Origin of the sequence: Acinetobacter stercoris (genome assembly GCF_900323515.1) — a bacterium.
GTDB lineage: Bacteria > Pseudomonadota > Gammaproteobacteria > Pseudomonadales > Moraxellaceae > Acinetobacter > Acinetobacter stercoris.
In genome coordinates, this window is record NZ_OOGT01000052.1 from 1 (window position 1) to 20,243 (window position 20,243).

Annotated in this window: 24 protein-coding genes and 2 pseudogenes; 2 read left to right on the plus strand and 24 right to left on the minus strand. The window is 36.7% G+C overall.

The window, feature by feature from the left end; all coding sequences use genetic code 11:
* Nucleotides 1-83: 83 nt before the first annotated feature.
* The 18 genes from KPC_RS07545 to KPC_RS07635 form a co-directional block, all read right to left on the minus strand.
* Nucleotides 84-491 carry a hypothetical protein gene (locus tag KPC_RS07545; RefSeq protein ID WP_121973779.1) on the minus strand — a complete coding sequence of 136 codons (408 nt, stop codon included), beginning with the start codon at nucleotides 489-491 and terminating at the stop codon, nucleotides 84-86.
* Nucleotides 475-852, minus strand: a complete 378-nt coding sequence (locus KPC_RS07550) for a T6SS amidase immunity protein Tai4 family protein (RefSeq protein ID WP_121973780.1) — start codon at nucleotides 850-852, stop codon at nucleotides 475-477. Before KPC_RS07550 ends, KPC_RS07545 begins: the two co-directional genes overlap by 17 nt.
* Nucleotides 852-1,397, minus strand: a complete 546-nt coding sequence (locus KPC_RS07555) for a type VI secretion system amidase effector protein Tae4 (RefSeq protein WP_121973781.1) — start codon at nucleotides 1,395-1,397, stop codon at nucleotides 852-854. The genes KPC_RS07550 and KPC_RS07555 overlap by 1 nt, the downstream gene beginning before the upstream one ends.
* Nucleotide 1,398: 1 nt before the next feature.
* The gene (locus KPC_RS07560) at nucleotides 1,399-2,001 is read right to left on the minus strand and encodes a PAAR domain-containing protein (RefSeq protein WP_121973782.1); all 603 of its coding nucleotides are present in this window, start codon (nucleotides 1,999-2,001) and stop codon (nucleotides 1,399-1,401) included.
* Nucleotides 2,002-2,100: 99 nt separating this feature from the next.
* A complete protein-coding gene (locus KPC_RS07565) occupies nucleotides 2,101-2,511 on the minus strand; it encodes a hypothetical protein (RefSeq protein ID WP_121973783.1) in 411 nt (136 codons plus the stop codon).
* Complete coding sequence (locus KPC_RS07570) at nucleotides 2,512-6,168, minus strand: tape measure protein (RefSeq protein ID WP_121973784.1); 3,657 nt, start codon at nucleotides 6,166-6,168, stop codon at nucleotides 2,512-2,514.
* A 119-nt stretch (nucleotides 6,169-6,287) separates the two neighbouring features.
* Nucleotides 6,288-6,623 carry a hypothetical protein gene (locus KPC_RS07575; RefSeq protein ID WP_146196632.1) on the minus strand — a complete coding sequence of 112 codons (336 nt, stop codon included), beginning with the start codon at nucleotides 6,621-6,623 and terminating at the stop codon, nucleotides 6,288-6,290.
* A gap of 491 nt (nucleotides 6,624-7,114) precedes the next feature.
* Complete coding sequence (locus tag KPC_RS07585; RefSeq protein WP_121973787.1) at nucleotides 7,115-7,399, minus strand: hypothetical protein; 285 nt, start codon at nucleotides 7,397-7,399, stop codon at nucleotides 7,115-7,117.
* Nucleotides 7,400-7,526: 127 nt separating this feature from the next.
* The gene (locus tag KPC_RS07590; RefSeq protein WP_121973788.1) at nucleotides 7,527-8,273 is read right to left on the minus strand and encodes a phage tail tube protein; all 747 of its coding nucleotides are present in this window, start codon (nucleotides 8,271-8,273) and stop codon (nucleotides 7,527-7,529) included.
* Complete coding sequence (locus KPC_RS07595) at nucleotides 8,263-8,451, minus strand: hypothetical protein (protein WP_121973789.1); 189 nt, start codon at nucleotides 8,449-8,451, stop codon at nucleotides 8,263-8,265. The genes KPC_RS07590 and KPC_RS07595 overlap by 11 nt, the downstream gene beginning before the upstream one ends.
* Nucleotides 8,452-8,459: 8 nt before the next feature.
* Entirely contained in the window at nucleotides 8,460-8,882 is a 423-nt protein-coding gene (locus KPC_RS07600) for a phage tail terminator protein (RefSeq protein ID WP_121973790.1), read from the minus strand.
* The gene (locus KPC_RS07605) at nucleotides 8,875-9,351 is read right to left on the minus strand and encodes a phage virion morphogenesis protein (RefSeq protein ID WP_121973791.1); all 477 of its coding nucleotides are present in this window, start codon (nucleotides 9,349-9,351) and stop codon (nucleotides 8,875-8,877) included. The genes KPC_RS07600 and KPC_RS07605 overlap by 8 nt, the downstream gene beginning before the upstream one ends.
* Before the next feature lie 9 nt (nucleotides 9,352-9,360).
* The gene (locus KPC_RS07610; RefSeq protein ID WP_121973792.1) at nucleotides 9,361-9,801 is read right to left on the minus strand and encodes a DUF1320 domain-containing protein; all 441 of its coding nucleotides are present in this window, start codon (nucleotides 9,799-9,801) and stop codon (nucleotides 9,361-9,363) included.
* A gap of 8 nt (nucleotides 9,802-9,809) precedes the next feature.
* Nucleotides 9,810-10,268, minus strand: coding sequence for a hypothetical protein (locus KPC_RS20750; RefSeq protein ID WP_228212191.1), 459 nt, complete (start codon nucleotides 10,266-10,268; stop codon nucleotides 9,810-9,812).
* A 10-nt stretch (nucleotides 10,269-10,278) separates the two neighbouring features.
* The gene (locus KPC_RS07620) at nucleotides 10,279-11,355 is read right to left on the minus strand and encodes a major capsid protein (RefSeq protein WP_121973793.1); all 1,077 of its coding nucleotides are present in this window, start codon (nucleotides 11,353-11,355) and stop codon (nucleotides 10,279-10,281) included.
* A 3-nt stretch (nucleotides 11,356-11,358) separates the two neighbouring features.
* Nucleotides 11,359-11,739 carry a hypothetical protein gene (locus KPC_RS07625; RefSeq protein WP_121973794.1) on the minus strand — a complete coding sequence of 127 codons (381 nt, stop codon included), beginning with the start codon at nucleotides 11,737-11,739 and terminating at the stop codon, nucleotides 11,359-11,361.
* 2 nt (nucleotides 11,740-11,741) lie between these two features.
* Complete coding sequence (locus KPC_RS07630) at nucleotides 11,742-12,689, minus strand: hypothetical protein (RefSeq protein ID WP_121973795.1); 948 nt, start codon at nucleotides 12,687-12,689, stop codon at nucleotides 11,742-11,744.
* A gap of 423 nt (nucleotides 12,690-13,112) precedes the next feature.
* Nucleotides 13,113-13,622 carry a hypothetical protein gene (locus tag KPC_RS07635; RefSeq protein WP_121973796.1) on the minus strand — a complete coding sequence of 170 codons (510 nt, stop codon included), beginning with the start codon at nucleotides 13,620-13,622 and terminating at the stop codon, nucleotides 13,113-13,115.
* Nucleotides 13,623-13,739: 117 nt separating this feature from the next.
* On the opposite strand from KPC_RS07635, the gene KPC_RS07640 reads away from it, so the two are divergent.
* The gene (locus KPC_RS07640; RefSeq protein ID WP_121973797.1) at nucleotides 13,740-14,231 is read left to right on the plus strand and encodes a hypothetical protein; all 492 of its coding nucleotides are present in this window, start codon (nucleotides 13,740-13,742) and stop codon (nucleotides 14,229-14,231) included.
* Nucleotides 14,232-14,243: 12 nt separating this feature from the next.
* Here the strand turns inward: KPC_RS07640 and KPC_RS07645 are convergent.
* The 6 genes and pseudogenes from KPC_RS07645 to KPC_RS07670 form a co-directional block, all read right to left on the minus strand.
* Nucleotides 14,244-15,445 (minus strand): annotated as a pseudogene (locus KPC_RS07645) (phage head morphogenesis protein).
* Nucleotides 15,442-16,905, minus strand: coding sequence for a phage portal protein family protein (locus KPC_RS07650; RefSeq protein ID WP_121973798.1), 1,464 nt, complete (start codon nucleotides 16,903-16,905; stop codon nucleotides 15,442-15,444). Before KPC_RS07650 ends, KPC_RS07645 begins: the two are co-directional and overlap by 4 nt.
* Before the next feature lie 9 nt (nucleotides 16,906-16,914).
* Nucleotides 16,915-18,186 (minus strand): PBSX family phage terminase large subunit, encoded by a 1,272-nt coding sequence (locus KPC_RS07655; protein WP_121973799.1) that lies wholly within the window; start codon nucleotides 18,184-18,186, stop codon nucleotides 16,915-16,917.
* Nucleotides 18,155-18,619, minus strand: coding sequence for a DUF2280 domain-containing protein (locus tag KPC_RS07660; RefSeq protein ID WP_121973800.1), 465 nt, complete (start codon nucleotides 18,617-18,619; stop codon nucleotides 18,155-18,157). The genes KPC_RS07655 and KPC_RS07660 overlap by 32 nt, the downstream gene beginning before the upstream one ends.
* Before the next feature lie 47 nt (nucleotides 18,620-18,666).
* Nucleotides 18,667-19,314, minus strand: coding sequence for a putative metallopeptidase (locus tag KPC_RS07665; protein ID WP_121973802.1), 648 nt, complete (start codon nucleotides 19,312-19,314; stop codon nucleotides 18,667-18,669).
* 168 nt (nucleotides 19,315-19,482) lie between these two features.
* Nucleotides 19,483-19,887 (minus strand): energy transducer TonB family protein, encoded by a 405-nt coding sequence (locus KPC_RS07670; protein WP_121973801.1) that lies wholly within the window; start codon nucleotides 19,885-19,887, stop codon nucleotides 19,483-19,485.
* Between the two features lie 160 nt (nucleotides 19,888-20,047).
* Between KPC_RS07670 and KPC_RS07675 the strand changes: the two are divergent.
* Nucleotides 20,048-20,243 (plus strand): annotated as a pseudogene (locus KPC_RS07675) (hypothetical protein); the annotation flags it as partial.

Sequence of the window (20,243 nt, forward strand, 5' to 3'; positions counted from 1 at the left end):
GTAATTATGAAATTGAATAACTAGAGTATAGTTTTTGTAATTATGAAATTGAATAACTAGAGTATAGTTTTTTAATAAATAATTCACTCTACTCGAGAACTAGGAACTTTCACACTCCAGTCATCAGTATTGTTCACAGCATTAGAACATTTGACAATAACGGACCAATATTTTTTATTGCTTTCAATTTCATAAATCCAATCAGTAGTTAACGGAACTTTGCATTTTTCTACGAGTACTTTTGCATTAGGTTCTAATGATAGCCACTCAGTTTTATGATTCTTATTATATTCATCAATTAAAGCCACAGCAGCCAAATTAATTGTATTTAAACTTTCAATTTCACTATCACCTTGATGTTTTTCAACATAAGTTTTCTTTGAATTACATGCTGTACATAATAAAGATATTGCGAAAATTAATAAAACTATAGAAAAAAATATATTTCGAACTAATTTTATTAATTGACTAGAATCATTTTTTGTCTTCAATCAAAAAAACCTTTTGCTTTTGTATTAACTTTTCATATCCAGATGAGTTATAAAGATCAAGACATTTCATTAAGTTAGATGACATTCCAGATTCTTTATAAATTGATTTATTTTCTGTCAGATATTTGTTTATGTAAGATTTCAATTGATTATATGCCTCTACATCATAAACACCTTTTTCAAAATAACCACCCATAGCTTGAGATGCTTCAGAGCCTAAAAATTTATCATCTGACTTTGTTAAACAGTAGGTAAACCCGAAATTTTTTAAATTCAACTCATCATGTTTTTGACTAGAAGTTGTTTTTGCATAACAAGCATTTATTAGCAATACTGATAACAAAAGAACAATTAATCTCATTATCTTAAATTCCAAAATAAAACCTCTGTTGTTCTAGCATTAGAATTGTGGTGAACAAAATAGCAACTATCACCACAATCACTCCCATTCCACAAAGTAACATGACCAGTAGCATCACTCCAACCAGTGACTTTAAAAATAATAATCCCATTTTTACCACTAAGTTGCGAAGATACATCTTCATTATTTTGGGGTTTTAAAGTTATATCAGCCTTACCTAAGTTATTTTCGACAAATGATATCATTTCTCTTACTCTTAACAGATAAAGTTTGCTATCGCTTCCTTTAACTTTATATCCTCTTGTGGATTGTTTAATAGGCATACCACCATAATTAAGAGATCTACTCAATCGCAATGCACAAGCATTTGCATATCCATTAGGATTTTCTTGATATAAAGCATAAGCTTGCCCCCCAACCAAGGAGTAAACATCCCCAGCTGCCATTTTAATTGGATAATTTTTCCACAGTTCAGAAAATAACGGTCTGTTCGCCCGAATAGTAGATGATTGCCCCCCAGCCGTAGCTGATATATTTGTTGCCACTTTAATACTCCGTGTCTACTATAAATTTTTTATTTTTAAATATATTTTCACTAACACCTTCACCATTTTTATCAATTTTTACTGATACAGTGAATGAATCAAATGTATCTAATTCAGACTCAACTGGTTTTATTTCTATATCTACAATTTCCCCAACAGAATAACCAGAAGTTTTAATGTGTACATTTAAGTCATCAAAGTAGCGAGATTTGTCACTTAGAACTATAAACTGATCACCATAGCTCCAATATATTTCATTTATTTCCTTTTTCTTAACTTCGTCCTGAAATGATGAGTTACTAAAAGAATTATTACTTCCTCCCATACTAAATCCACCACCATTATCCCCAACAACAAGGCTTTGTTTAGGTAATAACTTACAACCACACGATAAGGAGTCTCCTGCACGCGCTGCTGGCTTTCCACCGACCTTGAAGTATTGATCACCAGATATAATCACTGAAACAGTATTATGCAGTGGACACGTTGCTTTATGTCCTACACAAGCTATCGGAATACCTTCGATCTGAAAAGATGAATCACCTTCTTGTACCACACCGCCACCCGTAGTTGGGCAACCAATTGTTATATATGGAGTAGCCATTTTGATCTTCTTAATTGTTTATAAAAAATTTAAATATAAAAACAAACTGCAAAAAATTATTAGACGACAATTCAACTCTATTTGTCAAAATATATTCGACTATTGCACCTCTAAAAACTTTATTGTTGCTGTGTATTGGTCACTTTCTGATGAAGCAGGTATTCCTTTAACTGTTGCTATATTTGAAATAGCTCCATCTTGATGGTTAAAAATGACTTGGAAGCACCGTGTATCATGTGGATAGTCAAAGACCAGTTGAAAAACTTCACTTTGATAACCTGACCAATCCTGGAGTTTTGAAAGTACAGATCGTTTAATCCAGCCCATATCCTCAGCAGGTATTAACGTGATAGGGCGACCTGATTTCTTTTTGCCCTCCTGAATGATCAAGGTTCCATCGATAGCTCTATCCTGCTTCTGTTCTATCGGCTTCCATTCAAATTCATCAGACCAAAAAAAACCGTCCTCTAATAAAACGGTTTCACTGGTTTTTAAGCGTATAAGTTTCATCTAACTACTCTTTTGAATGAGTTCCAGTTGTCTAAGCATGGCTTCAAGTGTTTGGCCTGCATTATCCGTACCTGATAACTCTGCACGTTGATTGTTCAGTGTGAAAACAAAAGTCACAGTTTTACTACTTGATGAGCCAGATTGAACATTTGACTGATTAGCATTTGATGACAAGTTATTGGCACTATTTGAACTCGATACATTTTCATTGCTACCACGATCATTATTACTATTTGCTGTTTTGCCTGAACTTCCTGTTGATGCACTGCCAGCGCCATTCGCATATTTTACAAGGAGTTCTTCAATAACATTTGTTCCATAGATTGAAGTTTTCCCCTGTTTAATCAATGCTTCGAAAGCTTCAGCATTTTCAATTTTGCCCTCATTACGATTAGACATAGCTTGGCTTTTATCTGCTTCTGTCGCTTTAAGCATAATGTTTTTAGCATACTTAGAAGCATCCGCTTCGTCATAGCCCATACCAGATAGTTTTTGTATTACGTCTTGCAATGTATAGCTGGTAAAGGATTGCCCCTCACGGCGTCCACCAGAATTACGTTCCTGACTCGCCTTTTCCGATTTAGCGTTCATTGCTTCATTCCATGCATCAGTTGAACTTTGAGCTTCATCGCGTGCGACTTGTCCAAGTTGTCTAAAGCCTTGTTTGGCGCCATCTGTTGCATTGCGAACACGATGCATGGATTGTTCTAAAGGCTCCATTGCAGATACGGTGGCTTTACCGACTTCATCTACTGTGACTTGAAGCCCTAAATATGCAGCTTTAGAGTTTGCTGATGCAATAGATGCAGCATCACCAGAAGCATACGCCGATTGAACTACACGATCATAAGCTTGTTTTAAGCCATCTGCTGTAGCTCGTCCACTCGCTTGTATTGTATTAAAATCTGCTAATGCACTTTGTGCAGCTAGTTTAAGATGCTCTTTAGTTTTTATACCCAAACGCTCAAAAGCCTGTTCAACTGGATCTGCTTCATCTGGAAGTTTTTGTAAAACTTGTTGAATAGCGAGCATTCCCGACTCAACTTGTTTTGTAGAAAATACCCCCTGAGTTTCAAACTCCTTTAATTTCTGTTTTGCCAAATCGACTTCTGCTTGACTTTTTGCACTATCAAGCCATTTTTGCCATGCTTCATACGTAATATCCCCTGCTTGTTTACCACTAATCCCAAGCGCAGGAAACTGTGCTACCAGATTATCAACTGCTTTACCTGATTCATTAAATTTTTTTGATACTTTATTTAATGACTGTTCAATATCTATCCCTAAAATTTTGGCTGCATCGGATGCTTTTGTATATGCAGTTTCTGCATTCGCCCCTGAATTTGTATTCGCTAGATTTAATTCAGATAAACGTTTTTCTCTGTTTGCAGTAAGCTCAGCTTCTTTTTGGTCAAGCAAAGTTAATGAGTCTTGAGCGCTTTTAAGTGTATTCAAATCACCAGATGCTTTAGCTATTGCAATCTTTTGTTCTAATTGAATACGTTCAATGGCTGCTTGCTTTTGAAAATTCAAAAGTTCTTCATCTGCCTTTTTAAGATTTTCAGTGGCAAGCTTAACTGCTTCCAGCTTCTTAGCATTGTTTTCTATTGCTGTTGCTGATTCAATCATTGCAGTAACAGTGACTTTCCCAGTTTCACTTATGGTTACAGCGTAACCTTTTGCAAGTAAATCAGCTTGAACAGTCCCATCCAAAACACCTTTATTGGCTTGCATAGATGCTTCTGCATAGGCTTTAACGGCATTTAACTTCTCCTGCTCAGTCGCCTTTTTCCCTTGTACTTCGGTTTGTTGATCAGCAAGCAATTGATCAAGTTTGGCTTTAGATGATGCAACAGATTCCGCATCTTTTTCCTGCTGTGTTTTAGAAATATCTATCCATGCTTGTTCGCCTTTTGATTTAAATTCTATAGCTCCATTCGACGCTTTTTGGTAATACTCTTGAGCCTTTCTAGCCATTGCATCCATATTGGCCAAAGCTGCATCTTTCCAACTTCCAAATGTAACAAGTGAAGAAAGTTGTAAAAAAGCTGCATTTAAATCATAAAGTGTTCCTATAAAAAGATTAACCCCGATACCGATTGCAGAAAAACCATCATTTACATAGCCTAAAGCAATATTTAACGCCTGAAGAAACTTAGTAAATCCGTTTGTTTTATCCTGTGCTGTATCCACACCACTAGAAAAGTTTAAAAATAGTTCAAGTGATGAATTTAATTTATCACTTAAACCCTCAAATGCCGTTCCTAGTGTTCCTGCAAATGTTTTTATCGTTTCGTAAGTCGATGAAAGTACATCTTTCATTGCTTGTATCGTTGCAGGATCAATATGTTTTATTTGATCACCGACCCAAATAAAACCATTGCCTATATCTTTAAGCAATACATCTACGACATCCATGTTATCAGCAAGCGTTGCTAGCCACTGCGCGACTGTCGCACTAGCACCGTTTGCTTTATCCATTTCACCAATTAAAATTTGCCATTGTGTTTGTATACGTTGTAAAGCTTTACCTATAGTTAACGGAAATTTAGCATATTCAGCAGAAACAGCACCTGACTGACTTTCTAAGGCTTTGATTACCACACTAGATGTTAATTGTCCCTCATTCGCCATGTTCCGAAGTTCGCCAGTCGTTACACCTAGACCATTAGCTAAAGCTTTTAATAATCCAGGTGCTTGCTCAGCCATTGAGTTAAATTCATCACCCCGCAACACACCAGATTGCAAAGCCTGCGTCAGTTGCTGTAGAGCAGCTTCTGTTGCTTGGGCACTTCCTCCACCTGTTTGGATTGCCATGTTTATAGTTTTTACAAGGTCTAAATTCTGTTGTTGGGTTAAACCCATTTTCTGGCCAACATCATTAACTTTCGTAAATAACCCTGCAGTAGATTCAAGATTACTATTCGTCATCAAAGCAACTTGATGAACACCAGACATTGCCTGTTCAAAATTGCCTGTATCGCCAACGGCGATTTTTACGCGTGTACTTAAATTCGTATAACTATCCGCTGTTTCAATAATTTGTTTAGCACTTAAACCAATTCCAACAGCTGCTAATGCACCAGCTAAAGCGGTATATCCTGTTTTTAATCCAGAAATGGCTTGTTGTGCCTGTCTAGAAGCACTTTCTGTATTTTTTAGGTCATTATTTGCACTAGATACAGCTTGTTTAAAACCACCAAAAGCCTGATCAGCTTGCCTCACTTCTTGTTCTAACTTATCAACTTGTTGTTTTGCAATTTCTATATCTTGGGGTGAAGCATCGGTTTTTGAAAACTCATTGAGTTTATTTCTTGCCAGCTCTAAGTCTCGTCTAAGTTGAGTTAAAGCCTTTTCTGCTTTATTACCAAAATCAGTGAAATTTTTAGCCGTAGATTGGGCATCATCTCCTGCATTTTTTATCATTTCAGAAGCTGAATTCAAAGATTTAGATAATTGATTCGCAAGCTCACTTGTACCCTGCGGTATGATATTGCCAATCTCTTTTGCAGTTTCAGAGGTGCTTTCTCGCAACTTATCTGCTTCTCTTTTAATTGCATCAAAAACAGTTTTAGTCGTACTTTCAGATTGCTTAACGGTTGATATGAGTGATGAGTTTTCACCCTGCATAACGAGTTTAAATGTAAGATCGGACATTTTTATACCTGCAATAAAAAAACCCACTCAAATGAGTGGGTTTGATGATTAATTTACTTATGAATGAAAAAAGCTTTGTAGCTCCAAAAGCTAAAAATTAGATTGCGGCTTATATGTTTTTACTTATATGTATCCACACATCTTGAGTAATGTTTTGATGCAAACTCTTGTACTTGCTTTTCATTTTGGGACTGAGTTGAATACTCTGGCTGCTTATAAGCGTCTAAAATGGTTTCTTTTCTAAATTCTGAGCTGTATTCATTAGATGGATTATTTCCAATATCCATCTGAAAGCTTTGTGTAGCACCTTCTTGTCTTGCTTCCATTGTAACTTGCGCATAGATAAATTCAGTAAAACAACGTTTTATAATTTCTTGTTCATCCTTTTGTTTGGTTTCCGCAAATATATTAACCGATACTAAACAACAAACCGATATCACTAATATTTTTCTCATTATCATTATCAAGCACTCCTAGAATTGTTTTTAAAATACAATTATTTTGAATAAAAAACTACTCCGAAGAATAGTTATTCTCTTCAACCATCTATGCGATGGTAAATGTTAAACAAGAATAGGTACCTTAAGCTTAAGGTGCTCTAGTTTCCAAGCATTGAGCCACAGTGTTTGCATTTCTTAGCATCGTATCTAATATATTCACGACAATCTGGACATTGGATTTGTTGGACATTTGTTTGTTCAATTTGACTATCCTTATTTAAGATCCGCTTATTAGGAACATATAAATGAATATTTGTACTGCCACAAGCGCTACAAACCCCGCCGCCAGTCCGATTTAGAAGCCAATATACAATCCCTATAGGAAATAAAAAAATAAGCAGTAAGATTAAAACGGATGTGCTACCTTTTTTTCTTGTTGCCCCAACGTGACCACACGCAATGCACTCAACTACATGAGCTGACATACTTTCCCCCAAATTATTATTTTAAATATTACGCCAAAGGATTTTTACAACATTCCCACGACATATAATTATTTTGTACTCTTGCCGATCTACTTGATAAACATACTCTGTCGCTGAGCAATAGTATTTTCCGTCATCCAAAACGTAATATTTAGGTCTTAGTTTTCCTATTTTATCCAATACGGACGATTCAGTATCACGCAAAGAAATAATATCGCCTGAGTTCGTTCGCAAGCTTGTGGTTGTGCTATCTGCAAAACAAACTGTTGACATCAATAAGATAGAAGCAAAAATAAACTTCTTCATTTATATTCCCCAAAAAGTAAAAAATTATAATTGTTGGAACATCATAAATCATTGAGTAATAAATAAACAATAATACGAAGGCATAAAAAAGACGCTAAAGCGCCGTTATTTATGCCTATTTCAAGGATTATTCAGCGATTGCAAAGCGTTCGATATGTCCAAATACACTCAGCTCAGCATCATTTGCTTTTGAGTTATCTGCGAGTGCTTCACCTGTCAGCTTATATTTAGCAAAGTCTTCATTGACCAAATCAAACTCGGTTTCAGGTGAGAATTGCATTCTCCAGATTCGCAATACAACTTTGTCTCCTGTAAACGTATCTATACCTTTAAATAATGCACTGTATTCCACATCAATATCAGTAACCATCGTTGTCCGAGTAACTTCACCTGCTATACCCGACCATTTAACGGCACTTGCAATTGTCTCATCAAAAATGACCGTTCCGAATGTTTCATCAAGTATATATTTTGAAGGTTCGATCACTGTAGATTGTGCATCCGTAAACTTAACATCACTCAAGTTTCGATGCTCAAGATCAATCATTTGACCAGCTTGCACATCTCCTAATGAGACATCAGTAAATTGCTGTTCAGCAATTTCTATTGTGCGGCCACTCATGACAATGGCCAGATTTTCCTTGTTTACCTCCTCTAGCTCGCCATCAACTTCAACGCCTGTTTCTTTATAAAGTGTGGCATCCTTTGCACGTTGACCATAACGACTATCATAATGGTCAATTTTTTTAGTGTTCACTTTAAGCTTTAACGTTGGCATGTTACCCACACTAAAATAAGTACCCGCCTTTTGATTTACGACTTTGGCCAGAAATAATTCACCTTGCAGTGATAACAGCCTTGGTTTACTCGACATCTTTAGTTTCCCCAATATTTTGTTTTATTTGTTTGGCTTGCTTTGTTACTACAATTTGAACCTCTTCAATAAAATGATCTTTTAGAAGTTGCTTAATCTGTAGCTCTGGCAAGTCTCCAATAATTTGCCCTTTTTCCCATCTTCCGATTGGTTTCAGCGCTTTATATTGCTTTGACATGTTTTTACCTATGTAAATCTTTTCGATTCAAATATCGCCGTTAAATACGCATAAGTCGGTGAAAAAGCTTCTTTTACTTCAACCAGATTTAATGCCCGGATACTAGATACTGGTTTCCAGCCAGAAAGTAATTCAATCACTTGATCAAGTAGCTCACCTGCTTCATCTGTCACAACCCGACCATCAACCATTTGTGACTGTGCGTTTTGACAAGCGACCGTCACTGCCCAACGAATACCTAAAATGTTGTGCTTTGATTTATCAGCATCATCAACTTTTACAATGCGCTGAAAATTGACATGTGCAGATGGGGTGACTTGAGACATTTCAGAAATTTTTACTGAATTTAACGGCGTATAGATTTTTTTAAATGCATCTATTTCAAGAAGCTTTTCGGCTATTTCATCCCGTACAGCAAAAAAATTAGCCATCAATAAACCTCCTCACGATGTTGATAATCGATTCTTCATCATCATGATCTAGTCCTAAAAATGATCTTGGCTCGATGTGGACCTCTTTTGATTTTCGCCAGTGGCCAGAGACATTAAACACAAGATATTCAGCAGTCTTAGGCATGATCACAGCACCAAAATGCAATGGCGCCGCATACTCAACATTGGTTCCCCACTCAACACCATTCCCAATGACGTTATGCGTTAGACTATTCATCAATCGCCCTGTATCACGTAGGATCTGACCACCTTGTAATGAAGCTCTCCAGGACATTTGCCAAGGATTTCCCTCAACATCACTTTGATTGATAAATCGCATCTGAGATGATGAAACGCCGTAAGCGCCGATTTCATCAAAGACTTTTGCATAATCAAGATTTAAATAATGTTGCAGTATTTCCATGACAACAGATTCATTTTCAGCACGTACCGTAATTGCAACTGCCATACGCCCTCCTTATTTAATGCTTGGCATCATATCGAGCACTGCATCATTAAACATTCCTCCTTTATACGTCGTTCCTATTGGCATTGTCGCAGGTGCATTCTTGGGTTGATCATCAATAATGGTTTGGTCAGTTTCAGATATGATTTGCAAATGAGCTTTGTTATCAGCAACTCTTTTTAAGAAATATATTGCATCTTCATAACGCTGTCGTACCTCCTCAGATGGTTTCTGAAAATACAATCGATAACGTGCTATATCACAGGCCATTCGTTTTAAGTTTGTTGGTACATTCGGCAATGGCAATGAATAACGGCCACCAATGTGACCGTTAATTTCATCGATTGCATCCTGGAGAATTTCTTCAATAGATGATTCTTCGGGCAACATACTTTTTAAATTTTCAATTTCCTGACCAAATCGTAGATATAAGTCTTGTTCTGTCGCATACATATTCCACCTTATTCAATCTTTGTAACTGTTTCAGTTTGTGCTTTTGGTGGTCTACCTTTTGGCTTTGAAACAGCAACTTCTGGTTGAACTTCTTTAGGTACTGATTCCTGCACTGTACCTTGTTGATTTTCTGCTAGTGGCAAAGGCTCAAAAGGAGTTTCGTTTAATGCATCTGGTACAGGAATAACAAAACTTTCTACTTTGATTTTTAGTTCTGCATTTTCAACTCGAAGTGCATCACGTTCAGTGGTCAGTTGTAGAAGCATTGCATTTAATTCTGCATTTTTAGCTGTAAGTTCGGCTAATTGAACTGAATGATCATCTTCTTGCTGTTCGTCAACAGGCTCAACATATTCTTCAATTGCTTTAGATGCTAAAAGGGCTTGAATACGTTTTGCATCAAGCCCTTTTATTTCATCACCAGGCATAAACAACCCGATGGAGTGTTTCGCTATATACTTTGGCATGTCATCCCCCTTACACAATAAAGCCTGTACCACAGCACACGCCGTTTTTGTTTGATGGAACCGCCAAAGGGGAAGATTCTGTCATCAGCATAATGCCACTTGGATCTTCGTTATACCATTGACGATCAAAATATTGAGTCACAGCGCCATTGGCCAACATATTTTTGATCTTACAATGTGCAACTGAACCACGTGTATCAGAGATTAATGAAAAGAAATCTTTCGGAATAAAACGCTTAACCTGACCTTTCATACGATAGGTCGCGTCATAAACCCAAAGTTCTATATCTTCAAGATACCCTTTAAAAGTCGCGCCAGTATGCACATTTAAACTTGGTGTATACGGTACCGAAATACCTGCGTATGGTTTTACAAACTTGGTTTGAAACTCTGCATTTTCCTGCAAAGCTGCCCAGACTGCTCCTGACATAATCGCGAGTTTTGCTTCACCACCCTCAGCATCAATCATTAACTGTTTCATGGTTGCAATATCAGTTACTGGCTTGGCATTCGCCTGATTCCATGGTGTCAACGGTGTAAAGGTGAGTGATGCATCACGGCGATAATCCACCAAGTTATATTCATAATCATCAGAATGCAGTAAATACTGGCCATGCATTAATAACTCAATCGCCATCAATAACACTGAATTATCGATCGCATCATGATTTCGCTTCATCACCGTGATTTGTGCAATGATCATTTGATCTTGATCAGATAATTTTTGACTGCCTGTAGCGATAATCCCTGCAGTTTTCAAACGCTCAATGAGAGCCAGATCATAAGAATCAATCAAAGTAACCTGATTTTTCGGCTTATAATACGCTGGCTTCACAAAACGTACTTCACTTGATTCAGTACGGTCAAAAGGCTTACCAGGTTGTTGTGGTGATACCAACGGCGCTAAATCATGTTCAGTTGAAAGCTCAGCTAGTGGGACTTGGTCACGATCAAATACAGGACGGTTGGGAAATAGTTTGTCGAGTAGCCACGTATCCATCGGTTTATAATTCGAGTGAATTAAAGCCAATTCACCTACATCCAGCAATTCTAAAGGTGCGCCCTCTATCGTAAAAGTTTGTGGCATCGCTTAACTCCCCATTTTTAATAAAATAATTTTATTTTCATTACCAGCTGATCGAGCTGAATCATATTTTGCTTTTGGAACTGGATTTCCACATACGGTGACAGCTTCAATATTAAATATACCGCTAAGATATATAGGAACTTCAATTCCATTTATATCCTTGATTTCAGCTTCTTCAAGGGTTACATCTTGACCACAAATTGCATGATAAAAACTTTCATCTTGTGCTGGCATATATCGATTAATATCGCTTATGACTAATAAATCTCCCTGTTTATATGAATAACCTTTATCTAGTCTGGCATTGGTTACCAATAGCTTTTCATTATCTAAAATGAGCCGTTGATGAGTTCGTGTGAGTGTAGGAATAATCGTTTTTGACATAATTAGACTCCTTTATTTTGAGCTGCAAAGGCTTGAACACCAGTAGTAAATTTATGTTGTTCTGGCTGATCTACCTGACCTAATGGAGTTTTCGCTACATGATTAAACAATTGGCTTAATGCTAGATTGTTAGCTGGATTAGTTTGTTTTTCTTCAGGCTTTTTACCTGAAAATTGTCTTAACTGCCTTGAAGTAAACGCAAAAACTTCATCTGACATTTCCTTATAAGCTTTAATGTCATCAGCACTAAATGTCGTATTGAGCTCCTTTTGTAATGCTTCGATATCCGTTTTTCGTTGATCAGCTTTAAACTGTTTGAGTTCATTGACTGCTGCATCACGTTCTTGCTCGGCTTTTTCACGAGCTGCTTTTTCTGCTGCTAACTCAGTCACGTCTGAGTCCTCCTGCTGTTGGTTAAATTGATTCGCCGTAAAGGCGTTGAGTGTTGTCGTGTGATCAGCACCCAGCGAACACACGGTAAATTCTCGAATACGGTTATGTCTGAAAATGGCAATTGGTCCAGTAAATGTTTGGCCATTAACCTGCACAGTTTGCCCTTGGCTAATTTCTTCGACAGAACCCGGTATGATGTAAAGTGACATTTGAAATGGAAATTCATTGTCTGAGTCTTCAACGATTTGCTGAGCTGCAGGATTACTTAAAAAATGCCCTTTGACTTGGATGTTTTGGTTGAGTTGGACTTCTTTGACAACACCGATGCGACTGGATCCGAAGTGTTCTTCAAGTAATGGGGTTGGGTTAGGAATATCAATTCCATCCAAGTCAAAAACAACGCCGTTTGCTCCCCAGTACCAGTGATCAATAATTCTTCCACCTCCATATGCGATACCTTCAAATGTTCGTTTCTTTTCTCCTTCGACTTGCTGATTGACTGTGATGGGCGCAAGTGAAAATAAATACTTGCGTAGTTCTTCATTTGTTTCTGGCATTTATTTGCTCCATAAAAAAACCACCCGAAGGTAGCGCTATTATTTAATTCATGTTTACCACCATCGTATGGCTGTAATTAACTGCGGAAGTTGCCAAGATAAAATTGCAAATACAATTAAAATCAAGACTTTCCAATACCCATATTTTTCGATCATTTTTTCGACCTTTCTTAAAATCTCTGCTATATTAGGCAAAAGAGTTGCTCCTCTTTAAGTTTTACAAATGAATATCTAAACCCTGAAAGCGCCAACTTTCGGGGTTTTGCTTTCTTGATATAAGCTTATGTTTCTTTGATGCTTTAAGTCTTTTAAACTAGTTTAAAAGTTTAATTTCCTTTTATTCTCATTGTTTTAAGCTATAACTTTTAACAAATTTCAGGTATAAAAAAACCACCCTAAGGTGGTTAGTCGAATTTCTAATCTTTAGCGTATCTCTCTTACTCTACATTTACCCATTTTTTCTAACGTTATTTCTTCAGAAAACTTTATGGGCCCCCACCAAAACATTTTATGTGTAAAAAACTTTGAGTTTTTAAAAGCATCTTTAATACTTTTATCTAAACTTTCTGAACCTGTACTTGGATTTATGCGAATATTGTCAGCTTCATTATTCATTTTCAAATCAAAATTAACTTTAATATTTAAATTTTGAACTGGTTCATTAATTGGATGGTCTTCACGTTGAAATACACTATCTATTGATTTTTTATAAATAAAATCTAGTTTTTCATTTGCTAAATCATCATCTCCAAATGCTTTTTGCTTTTCATAGTTATCGTAGATTATTTTATATTCACAAATATAAACTCTATATTTAACACTAGCTTTTTTAGCACTTGCTATGTATCGTATTTCTCTTTCTTCTGCAAAAGTTGAGCTTATGGACACTGCCAAAAATGATGTGATAAGAATTTTTTTTGTTAAGTGCTTCATTATTATCCAGTAAAATAAATTAAAACGACAAACTATTTTAGCTAAAAACTACAAGAAGTGGTCATCAGCAAAACAATTATGTAATATGATTTAAAAATTGTTAAATAGACTCTAAACGTGAAAAAAATATTATTCTTTAGCCTTCTTTCTATCTCTATATATTCACAAGCAAACACTCCGGACTTTGAACAAGTACTTATTAATGGAGGTGCTATTGATAAAGATTTTAATGTTATTGACCAAAAAAAATTTGAAACATTCTTTTTAGCCGCTCAAGAAGGACTGAATCATATGCTTCAGTCAGATACTGAAAGTGAAATGTTATATGAAGAAGGTACAATGATGTCACCTACCCAAACAACATTTGTGCTTTCAGTGCAATCGAGTTCTTCTCCTGTAGAAACACAGTCAGAAATGGAACAAAATCTTATAGAAAAATCATCACTCATATTCAATGTATTCTGCTCAACTTTCAAACAAAACAGTTTTTTTAATTCTAAGACTTTAAGAAAAATGGATTATCCTATTCATGTTAAATACATTGATACAATTAATAAAAAAGTAGCCCAAGAATTTACTTTTAACAATGAAAGTTGCTTTATGCATTAAGCTGTTTGGGCATTAATTCATTAATGCTCTCAACCTATATACCAACTTCCCATCCTCAAAATCTATCCCTACCACTTCAAGGGAAATACCCATAGGCAAAACCACCCCCCCCCCGCTTTTAAAAGACTTAAATCAATTGCCAAACCATTAGCCTTTTCAATTTGAAAAATGACATTAGATGATGATTCACCAAGCAATAAAGGTGAATTTAAAGTCATGACTTGACCAACTTCTAATGATGCAACCATCGCTAATGGAACATTACCTATGATCGTTTTTGATGTGTTCGCAGCAATCTTGTGGATTTTGGCCATATCATCACGAACCCATTTTTTAAGCATATCGTCTGCAATGCTCATTGAAGATTGACTCAAATACGCCGTCAAAGCACTGTCATTTCCCTGAACATAATCAATCAAAACTTTAATAGCACTTGGACGAATTTCATGATCTAAAGGCACAATGATTTCCGAAATCGTTTTAAATAAATCACGGCTTTTATCATTCATTGGTTCAAGTAATCTTGTAAGTTTCGCACTTGCTTTCCACTCAGCTTGTATTGCTTGTTTCTGCTCGAGTAAATATTTTTTATCTAATGAGGATTTAGCTATTTTATCGTCTACTAATTTTTCCATTTCACCAAAAGTTAATGGACTCGTGGACCAGTTATTAGCTGCAATATCAGGTAAATCATTATCAGAAGTAATACCCAATTTTTGTGCCTGTGCTTCTGTTAGAGCGATAACCGTACAACGGCACATAAAATCCCACGGCGGATAAAACCTAAGCCAAAATGGGTCATCTATGTGCCGTATGATGCGATTTAAAGCCAAATGACTTGGACGTACTCGACTATCATCAATTGCCGAATACATCAGATAGGGTCGTTTATCCTTATTCCTCTGCTGTTGCTGCCAACGACCATGACCATAGGCCGTTTGAATATTGGTGCGGTACACATTTTTAAGATAATAATCGTTTAAAATGATCTCATTTTCTTCAAGCAACTTCTTAAAATCGTTAAAAGTCGTACCATTGGCTATCGCTTTATTTACAGCATTTATGACCGTTTCTATCTGCTCAATGCTTGATAAAAAACGTACCGTAGTCGCAAGTTGCCGTGTTTTTAGGTCCAGCGCATAAAACTCATTGGGCAATACGATTTTGCGTGACTCAGCAAATTGTAAAGCTTCAAGAAATGTAACGGGTTTCATTTCTCCTCACTTGCGCTCACATAACCAAGCACATCCGCCGTATATAAGGCACGTTCTAGATTGACTGTAAATTCTGATTCACTCGCTTCAGGTATAAGCTGCATAAGCTTAAATGCCAAAGCTTCGGGCGTCTCACTTTGTTGAACCAGTTCATTCACTTGTTTTTGATCAAGTAAGCGTATAACAGGCTGTGAATCTGTCAGCTCCTCGACTTCCTGTTGTGCAGGTGACAATTTATTTATATCCGCTTTAAAATTAAATGCGCGGCGTGGTATTGCACTAAATAATTTTGGTTGTGGTTCAGTTTCTGAAACTTCCTTTAAATCACCTTCCTGCAGGCCATATTCCCTGATGAAATAATCATCTGAAAAATTAGCCCCTGCATTTTTCAGACTGACGTCTCGCTGTGCCTGTTCCTGATTGAGTTGTTTAACTTTTTCACCAAGGAAAACTTTATGTTCAGACCAACCATTTAAAGTACATAAAGCATCTACCACAGCCTGAATCGTAGGTTGGACCAATCGAATATCAGATTTCAACTTATCCTGGCGAACATTTTCATGTACTTGGCCAAGTGAATAGCTACCTTTGCCATCGGTACCACTGGTCAGTGTTTGCCCCAAGATGACCTTTTGTATCTGTCGGATCAACACACTATGAAACAGATCAAAGGATGTCCCTGCAGAAGCACCATTAGAACTCGAGGTTAAAACTGAAACATCCTCATCCTTATCAATCGCCAATACACTTTGCGCATGTGCATTTAACAGAGCCTTGGCCATATCATCGGTTGAGCTTGTATCTACCTTTCCCAATAAAATAGGTGAACCAAATCTCTCCAGGAACTTCGCCCAAAACTTAAAGCCATTTTGTTTAAAGAAAAACAACCAATACAATGTCGCAAGTAATGCCTTGCCATAGGGTTGCTCATAGCTTGCTTTACGCCGTGTCAGAAAGAATTTAAAGATCTGATCAACTTCATGCTGAGTACCAAATCCATCTTGCCGGTAAATCAAACGTCCATCATTTTTAGGCTCAAACCACTGCATCGGTTTTTCACCAATCCATTGCAAACCGATATAACTTTCTGGTTTGATCTCATACACTGCTTCTTGCACAGAATATCCAAATAGCAAAGCATTCAATGCACCTGATGCAATTTCAAAATACCATTCTTTCAGCTCTATATTCAGAAGTTCAGCTTCTTTGCTATCGCTCGGCTCTATACGAAACGGCGTTGCAAGCAATGCATCTATACGTGTTTCAATCGCTTGCACAATTTCGTCATCATCCAGTAAGTTTCTTAGCTTATGCCGTGCAATCCCCGCTTTTCTCAGCACTTCATCGGTATCGGGTTGCCGACCAAAATTTACAAGAAACTGAGTAATCGCTTCTTGAGAGTATAGATTTCCATAAGACAAAGCCTTTTTGGACGCTTTGTCTTTTTTAGACTTTGCCATAGTTTTACCTTAGTTAAATGTTCGACTGCCTGCAGTTGCAGGTTTAGTTTTGCCTCTGCCTTTGGATATTTTTTCTAAGGCATAACGGATTGAATCGACGTAATGATTAAATGCATCAACGATGATCGGCAGTACTTCATCCGTCAGTCGATCTTTTTTATATGAATAATTTCTAAACTCATGCAGTGTTTGCTTGCAGCGAGAATGGATATAGATTCGTTTAAAGGATTTGATAAAAGCGATACCATCTTCAACTGAACCTTTGCCTTTTTCACACGGTTTTATTTTGTTCAAACCTTTGCGTTTTAAATGACTAATTGACTCAGGACGTGCATTGTCAGCATAGATGGAATAAAGCGCGACATGGGGAATCAGTATTTCTAAGAAATCTACTGTTTCATCCAGTTCAAGGCCAACTGCACCTGCTTCATATTCAATCCAAAGACAATCATCATGTATCCAGGATCTCGTACATGCCAAAGGGTCATTAGCAAATCCAAAATCCAGCCCTTGATAAGGTCCATCCCATGTTTCTGGATCTGGTATAAAATCTTTGATTTCATATTTATCCCTGAAAATTTGCGCTTCTGAATACTCGAGATAATCCCCCTCCCATATCCAGCGATAACTTGAATCATCCAGAGTAGCCTGATCACGCCGCCGTTCCAGTTCAAGTTCTTCCGGAAACCAAGGATTATCGGTATAGTTCATCTCGACACCTAAACCGATCAATTCCCCTGTAACCGAATCTCGGATTTCCTCATGTCTAAAGCGTTTACTAGTTGGACTATCACGGCGTTCAGGGTTCCAGGTTATCCATATTTCTGAATCTGCTTCACGTACTGTTGGTAAGAGTTTTCTCCAAGCAACCTCACTAACTGTTTCGGCTTCATCTACCCAACACAGTAAGATTCTGGCTTTAGATTTAATGCTATCCAGATTATGTCTTAGTCCTGTAAATGAGTAATTCACACGGCGATTTTTGGTTCGGATGTAGTTTTCACCAATATCGTAATAGGCATTTAAAAATGGCTCGGAACGAATGGCCTGCTTGATTTCTTCCATTGAAGAATCAGCCAGCGTATTCATGAATTCCCTTGCACCTAAAATCATCCCACTGATGCCAGCTTCGGCAAACATATAACCTTTGATCGCCGTCATTTTGGCAAAGGTTCTAGTTTTGGCTGAACCACGGCCACCCCATGAGGATCGATAACGTAATTTTGGTTCGGAAAATAATGGAATAAGTTTAAGTGGTAGTTGGATCTGTACCTTTGACATGAGGTGCTACCAGTTCAATGGTTGTCGGTTTATTGAATGATTCACCTTGTGTGGTGTGATCAACCTCTTGTTTGTTGGTGTATTGGTTGCCCATTTCTTTGGCTGCCTGTTCAGCCCACTTCGGTATGAAAATAGGATTTTTAGGATATTCGTCTACCAATTCTTGTAGCAGCATTAAACGGTAGCGTTTATTTGCAATGGGGATAGCTTCTATTTCTTTATTCGCTTTACAGCGATATTCAAAAAATTTATCTCTCAATTCCTGACTCAAATTCTGACCAATTCTCTTGGTCGGATCATAGGATTCACATTGCTGAGGTGTTACGTCAATATTGAAAATTTCTTTTATATTTTTAGATGCTTGGGTCGGTGTTTCAAATTCAGCGAGCATTCTAACAATAAGCATTTTCACTTTTTTAGTAATACGTGCCATTTCTACCATTCCATCTAAGTACATCTAAGAAGAATGGCAAAAAAAATTTAAACCACCTTCAGTAAACAAGTGCCGCAAGCATGATGAACAGCAGCTTTAGACAACTCAGGTCTTTGTTTTGCAGCTTCAATCATTTTTAATAATTCTCCACTCGCACCATAACGGCGAACTACCCCTGTAAATTCTTCAATATCGTGCCCACGAATCTCTAATTTAGGTAAACCCGTTTTCTTGTTGTAATCAGGAAAACCAAAGGCATTTCGTTTATGGGCAATATGATATAGCTCATGTTCAATCAATGCACAAAAGTCTATGTCTGAGCAGTATTTTGCATATGAAGCATCAATAGTGATCAAATAATCAGGGACATCACCAAACCACATTTTAAATTGATTTTCTTGGCGTTCTCTAACCCAACCACCTGCATTAAACATGACTTTTTCAGCCGTCCCCGCAACACGGCGACCTTGTTTAATATATCCACCTCTAGCCCATAATACGGCGATATTAGGCCAGTAAAATACTGATAAATGTTTATGATCTAAATTAAACATCTCAGATTCATGATTCAAAAAAGTTGCTTTGATCCAGGTAAATACGTTACGTGCGGGAACAAAGTCAGACGTATCTTCATCAAAAATCCACTCAGGTGGATATGGTCTTACAGGTATGGAAAAACCGACTTCATTTTTCATAAATGCTGTCCATAAAAAAACCTCACTGACCGTAATGTCTTGAGGCTTGAGCATCTCAATGACATCGACAAAAAAGTTTGTCATGTTTTCATAACAAACTGCGGGATTAAAAAAATTATGAACAAAGAAGACTTATTATTGCTGCTATCTAATTTTTTAAAACTTAAGCTACTTAAAAAGATTTTCCCAAAAAGCTTTGTCCCATATCGTAGGCGCAGGTTCAAACTCAAATGGTTGAACGACTTTAAAAGGATAATAAACTCCATTTTCTTGGTAAGGCTCTAAACTCCCTTTTTTAATCCTCTCTATGAGATAGTTATTAAAACGCTGCGTGGCATTGCTCTTAATAATATTAACAGAAGTAATTTCACCAGTTTCATTAGCTGTAATTAGCAGATCGATTTTAATAATATCTTTTGTTGTACCCAACATATTATTGTCAAATGAAAGTGTTGGAAACTTTTTCCACTTAATCAGGCCTGAGGGGATATCAATAATTTTATTATCTTCTGCATAAGTTATATTTCCAAATAACAATAAGAATACCAACATTAATTTTTTTAAAGTTTTCATTTATTATCCTTAAGAATAAAGCCCATCTTTCGATGAGCTTTTTTATGGCCGATATTTACTTACACGACGACCAATCTAATATAAAAATAGCATTTGCCTTGTACAAGGTCAAATATCCTTTAAATTTGATATATTATGAATTGAATATCATAATTTTTCTATGAAACATCTTAAAGTTGTTGCTGCTGTGATCCATCATGAAGGTAAAATTTTATGTGCTCAAAAAGGTACACATAAATACGATTATTTAGCCGCTCAAAAAGGTACACATAAATACGATTATTTAGCCAATAAATTTGAATTCCCTGGTGGCAAAGTAGAGTCAAATGAATCTAATGAAACAGCCATTATCAGAG

What these genes read in the sequence shown, in the direction of transcription:
- KPC_RS07550 (WP_121973780.1), bottom strand. Translation starts at nt 852, where the DNA reads ATGAGATTAATTGTTCTTTTGTTATCAGTATTGCTAATAAATGCTTGT.
- KPC_RS07560 (WP_121973782.1), bottom strand. Translation starts at nt 2,001, where the DNA reads ATGGCTACTCCATATATAACAATTGGTTGCCCAACTACGGGTGGCGGT.
- KPC_RS07565 (WP_121973783.1), bottom strand. Translation starts at nt 2,511, where the DNA reads ATGAAACTTATACGCTTAAAAACCAGTGAAACCGTTTTATTAGAGGAC.
- KPC_RS07570 (WP_121973784.1), bottom strand. Translation starts at nt 6,168, where the DNA reads ATGTCCGATCTTACATTTAAACTCGTTATGCAGGGTGAAAACTCATCA.
- KPC_RS07575 (WP_146196632.1), bottom strand. Translation starts at nt 6,623, where the DNA reads ATGAGAAAAATATTAGTGATATCGGTTTGTTGTTTAGTATCGGTTAAT.
- KPC_RS07585 (WP_121973787.1), bottom strand. Translation starts at nt 7,399, where the DNA reads ATGAAGAAGTTTATTTTTGCTTCTATCTTATTGATGTCAACAGTTTGT.
- KPC_RS07590 (WP_121973788.1), bottom strand. Translation starts at nt 8,273, where the DNA reads ATGTCGAGTAAACCAAGGCTGTTATCACTGCAAGGTGAATTATTTCTG.
- KPC_RS07595 (WP_121973789.1), bottom strand. Translation starts at nt 8,451, where the DNA reads ATGTCAAAGCAATATAAAGCGCTGAAACCAATCGGAAGATGGGAAAAA.
- KPC_RS07600 (WP_121973790.1), bottom strand. Translation starts at nt 8,882, where the DNA reads ATGGCTAATTTTTTTGCTGTACGGGATGAAATAGCCGAAAAGCTTCTT.
- KPC_RS07605 (WP_121973791.1), bottom strand. Translation starts at nt 9,351, where the DNA reads ATGGCAGTTGCAATTACGGTACGTGCTGAAAATGAATCTGTTGTCATG.
- KPC_RS07610 (WP_121973792.1), bottom strand. Translation starts at nt 9,801, where the DNA reads ATGTATGCGACAGAACAAGACTTATATCTACGATTTGGTCAGGAAATT.
- KPC_RS20750 (WP_228212191.1), bottom strand. Translation starts at nt 10,268, where the DNA reads ATGCCAAAGTATATAGCGAAACACTCCATCGGGTTGTTTATGCCTGGT.
- KPC_RS07620 (WP_121973793.1), bottom strand. Translation starts at nt 11,355, where the DNA reads ATGCCACAAACTTTTACGATAGAGGGCGCACCTTTAGAATTGCTGGAT.
- KPC_RS07625 (WP_121973794.1), bottom strand. Translation starts at nt 11,739, where the DNA reads ATGTCAAAAACGATTATTCCTACACTCACACGAACTCATCAACGGCTC.
- KPC_RS07630 (WP_121973795.1), bottom strand. Translation starts at nt 12,689, where the DNA reads ATGCCAGAAACAAATGAAGAACTACGCAAGTATTTATTTTCACTTGCG.
- KPC_RS07635 (WP_121973796.1), bottom strand. Translation starts at nt 13,622, where the DNA reads ATGAAGCACTTAACAAAAAAAATTCTTATCACATCATTTTTGGCAGTG.
- KPC_RS07650 (WP_121973798.1), bottom strand. Translation starts at nt 16,905, where the DNA reads ATGGCAAAGTCTAAAAAAGACAAAGCGTCCAAAAAGGCTTTGTCTTAT.
- KPC_RS07655 (WP_121973799.1), bottom strand. Translation starts at nt 18,186, where the DNA reads ATGTCAAAGGTACAGATCCAACTACCACTTAAACTTATTCCATTATTT.
- KPC_RS07660 (WP_121973800.1), bottom strand. Translation starts at nt 18,619, where the DNA reads ATGGCACGTATTACTAAAAAAGTGAAAATGCTTATTGTTAGAATGCTC.
- KPC_RS07665 (WP_121973802.1), bottom strand. Translation starts at nt 19,314, where the DNA reads ATGAAAAATGAAGTCGGTTTTTCCATACCTGTAAGACCATATCCACCT.
- KPC_RS07670 (WP_121973801.1), bottom strand. Translation starts at nt 19,887, where the DNA reads ATGAAAACTTTAAAAAAATTAATGTTGGTATTCTTATTGTTATTTGGA.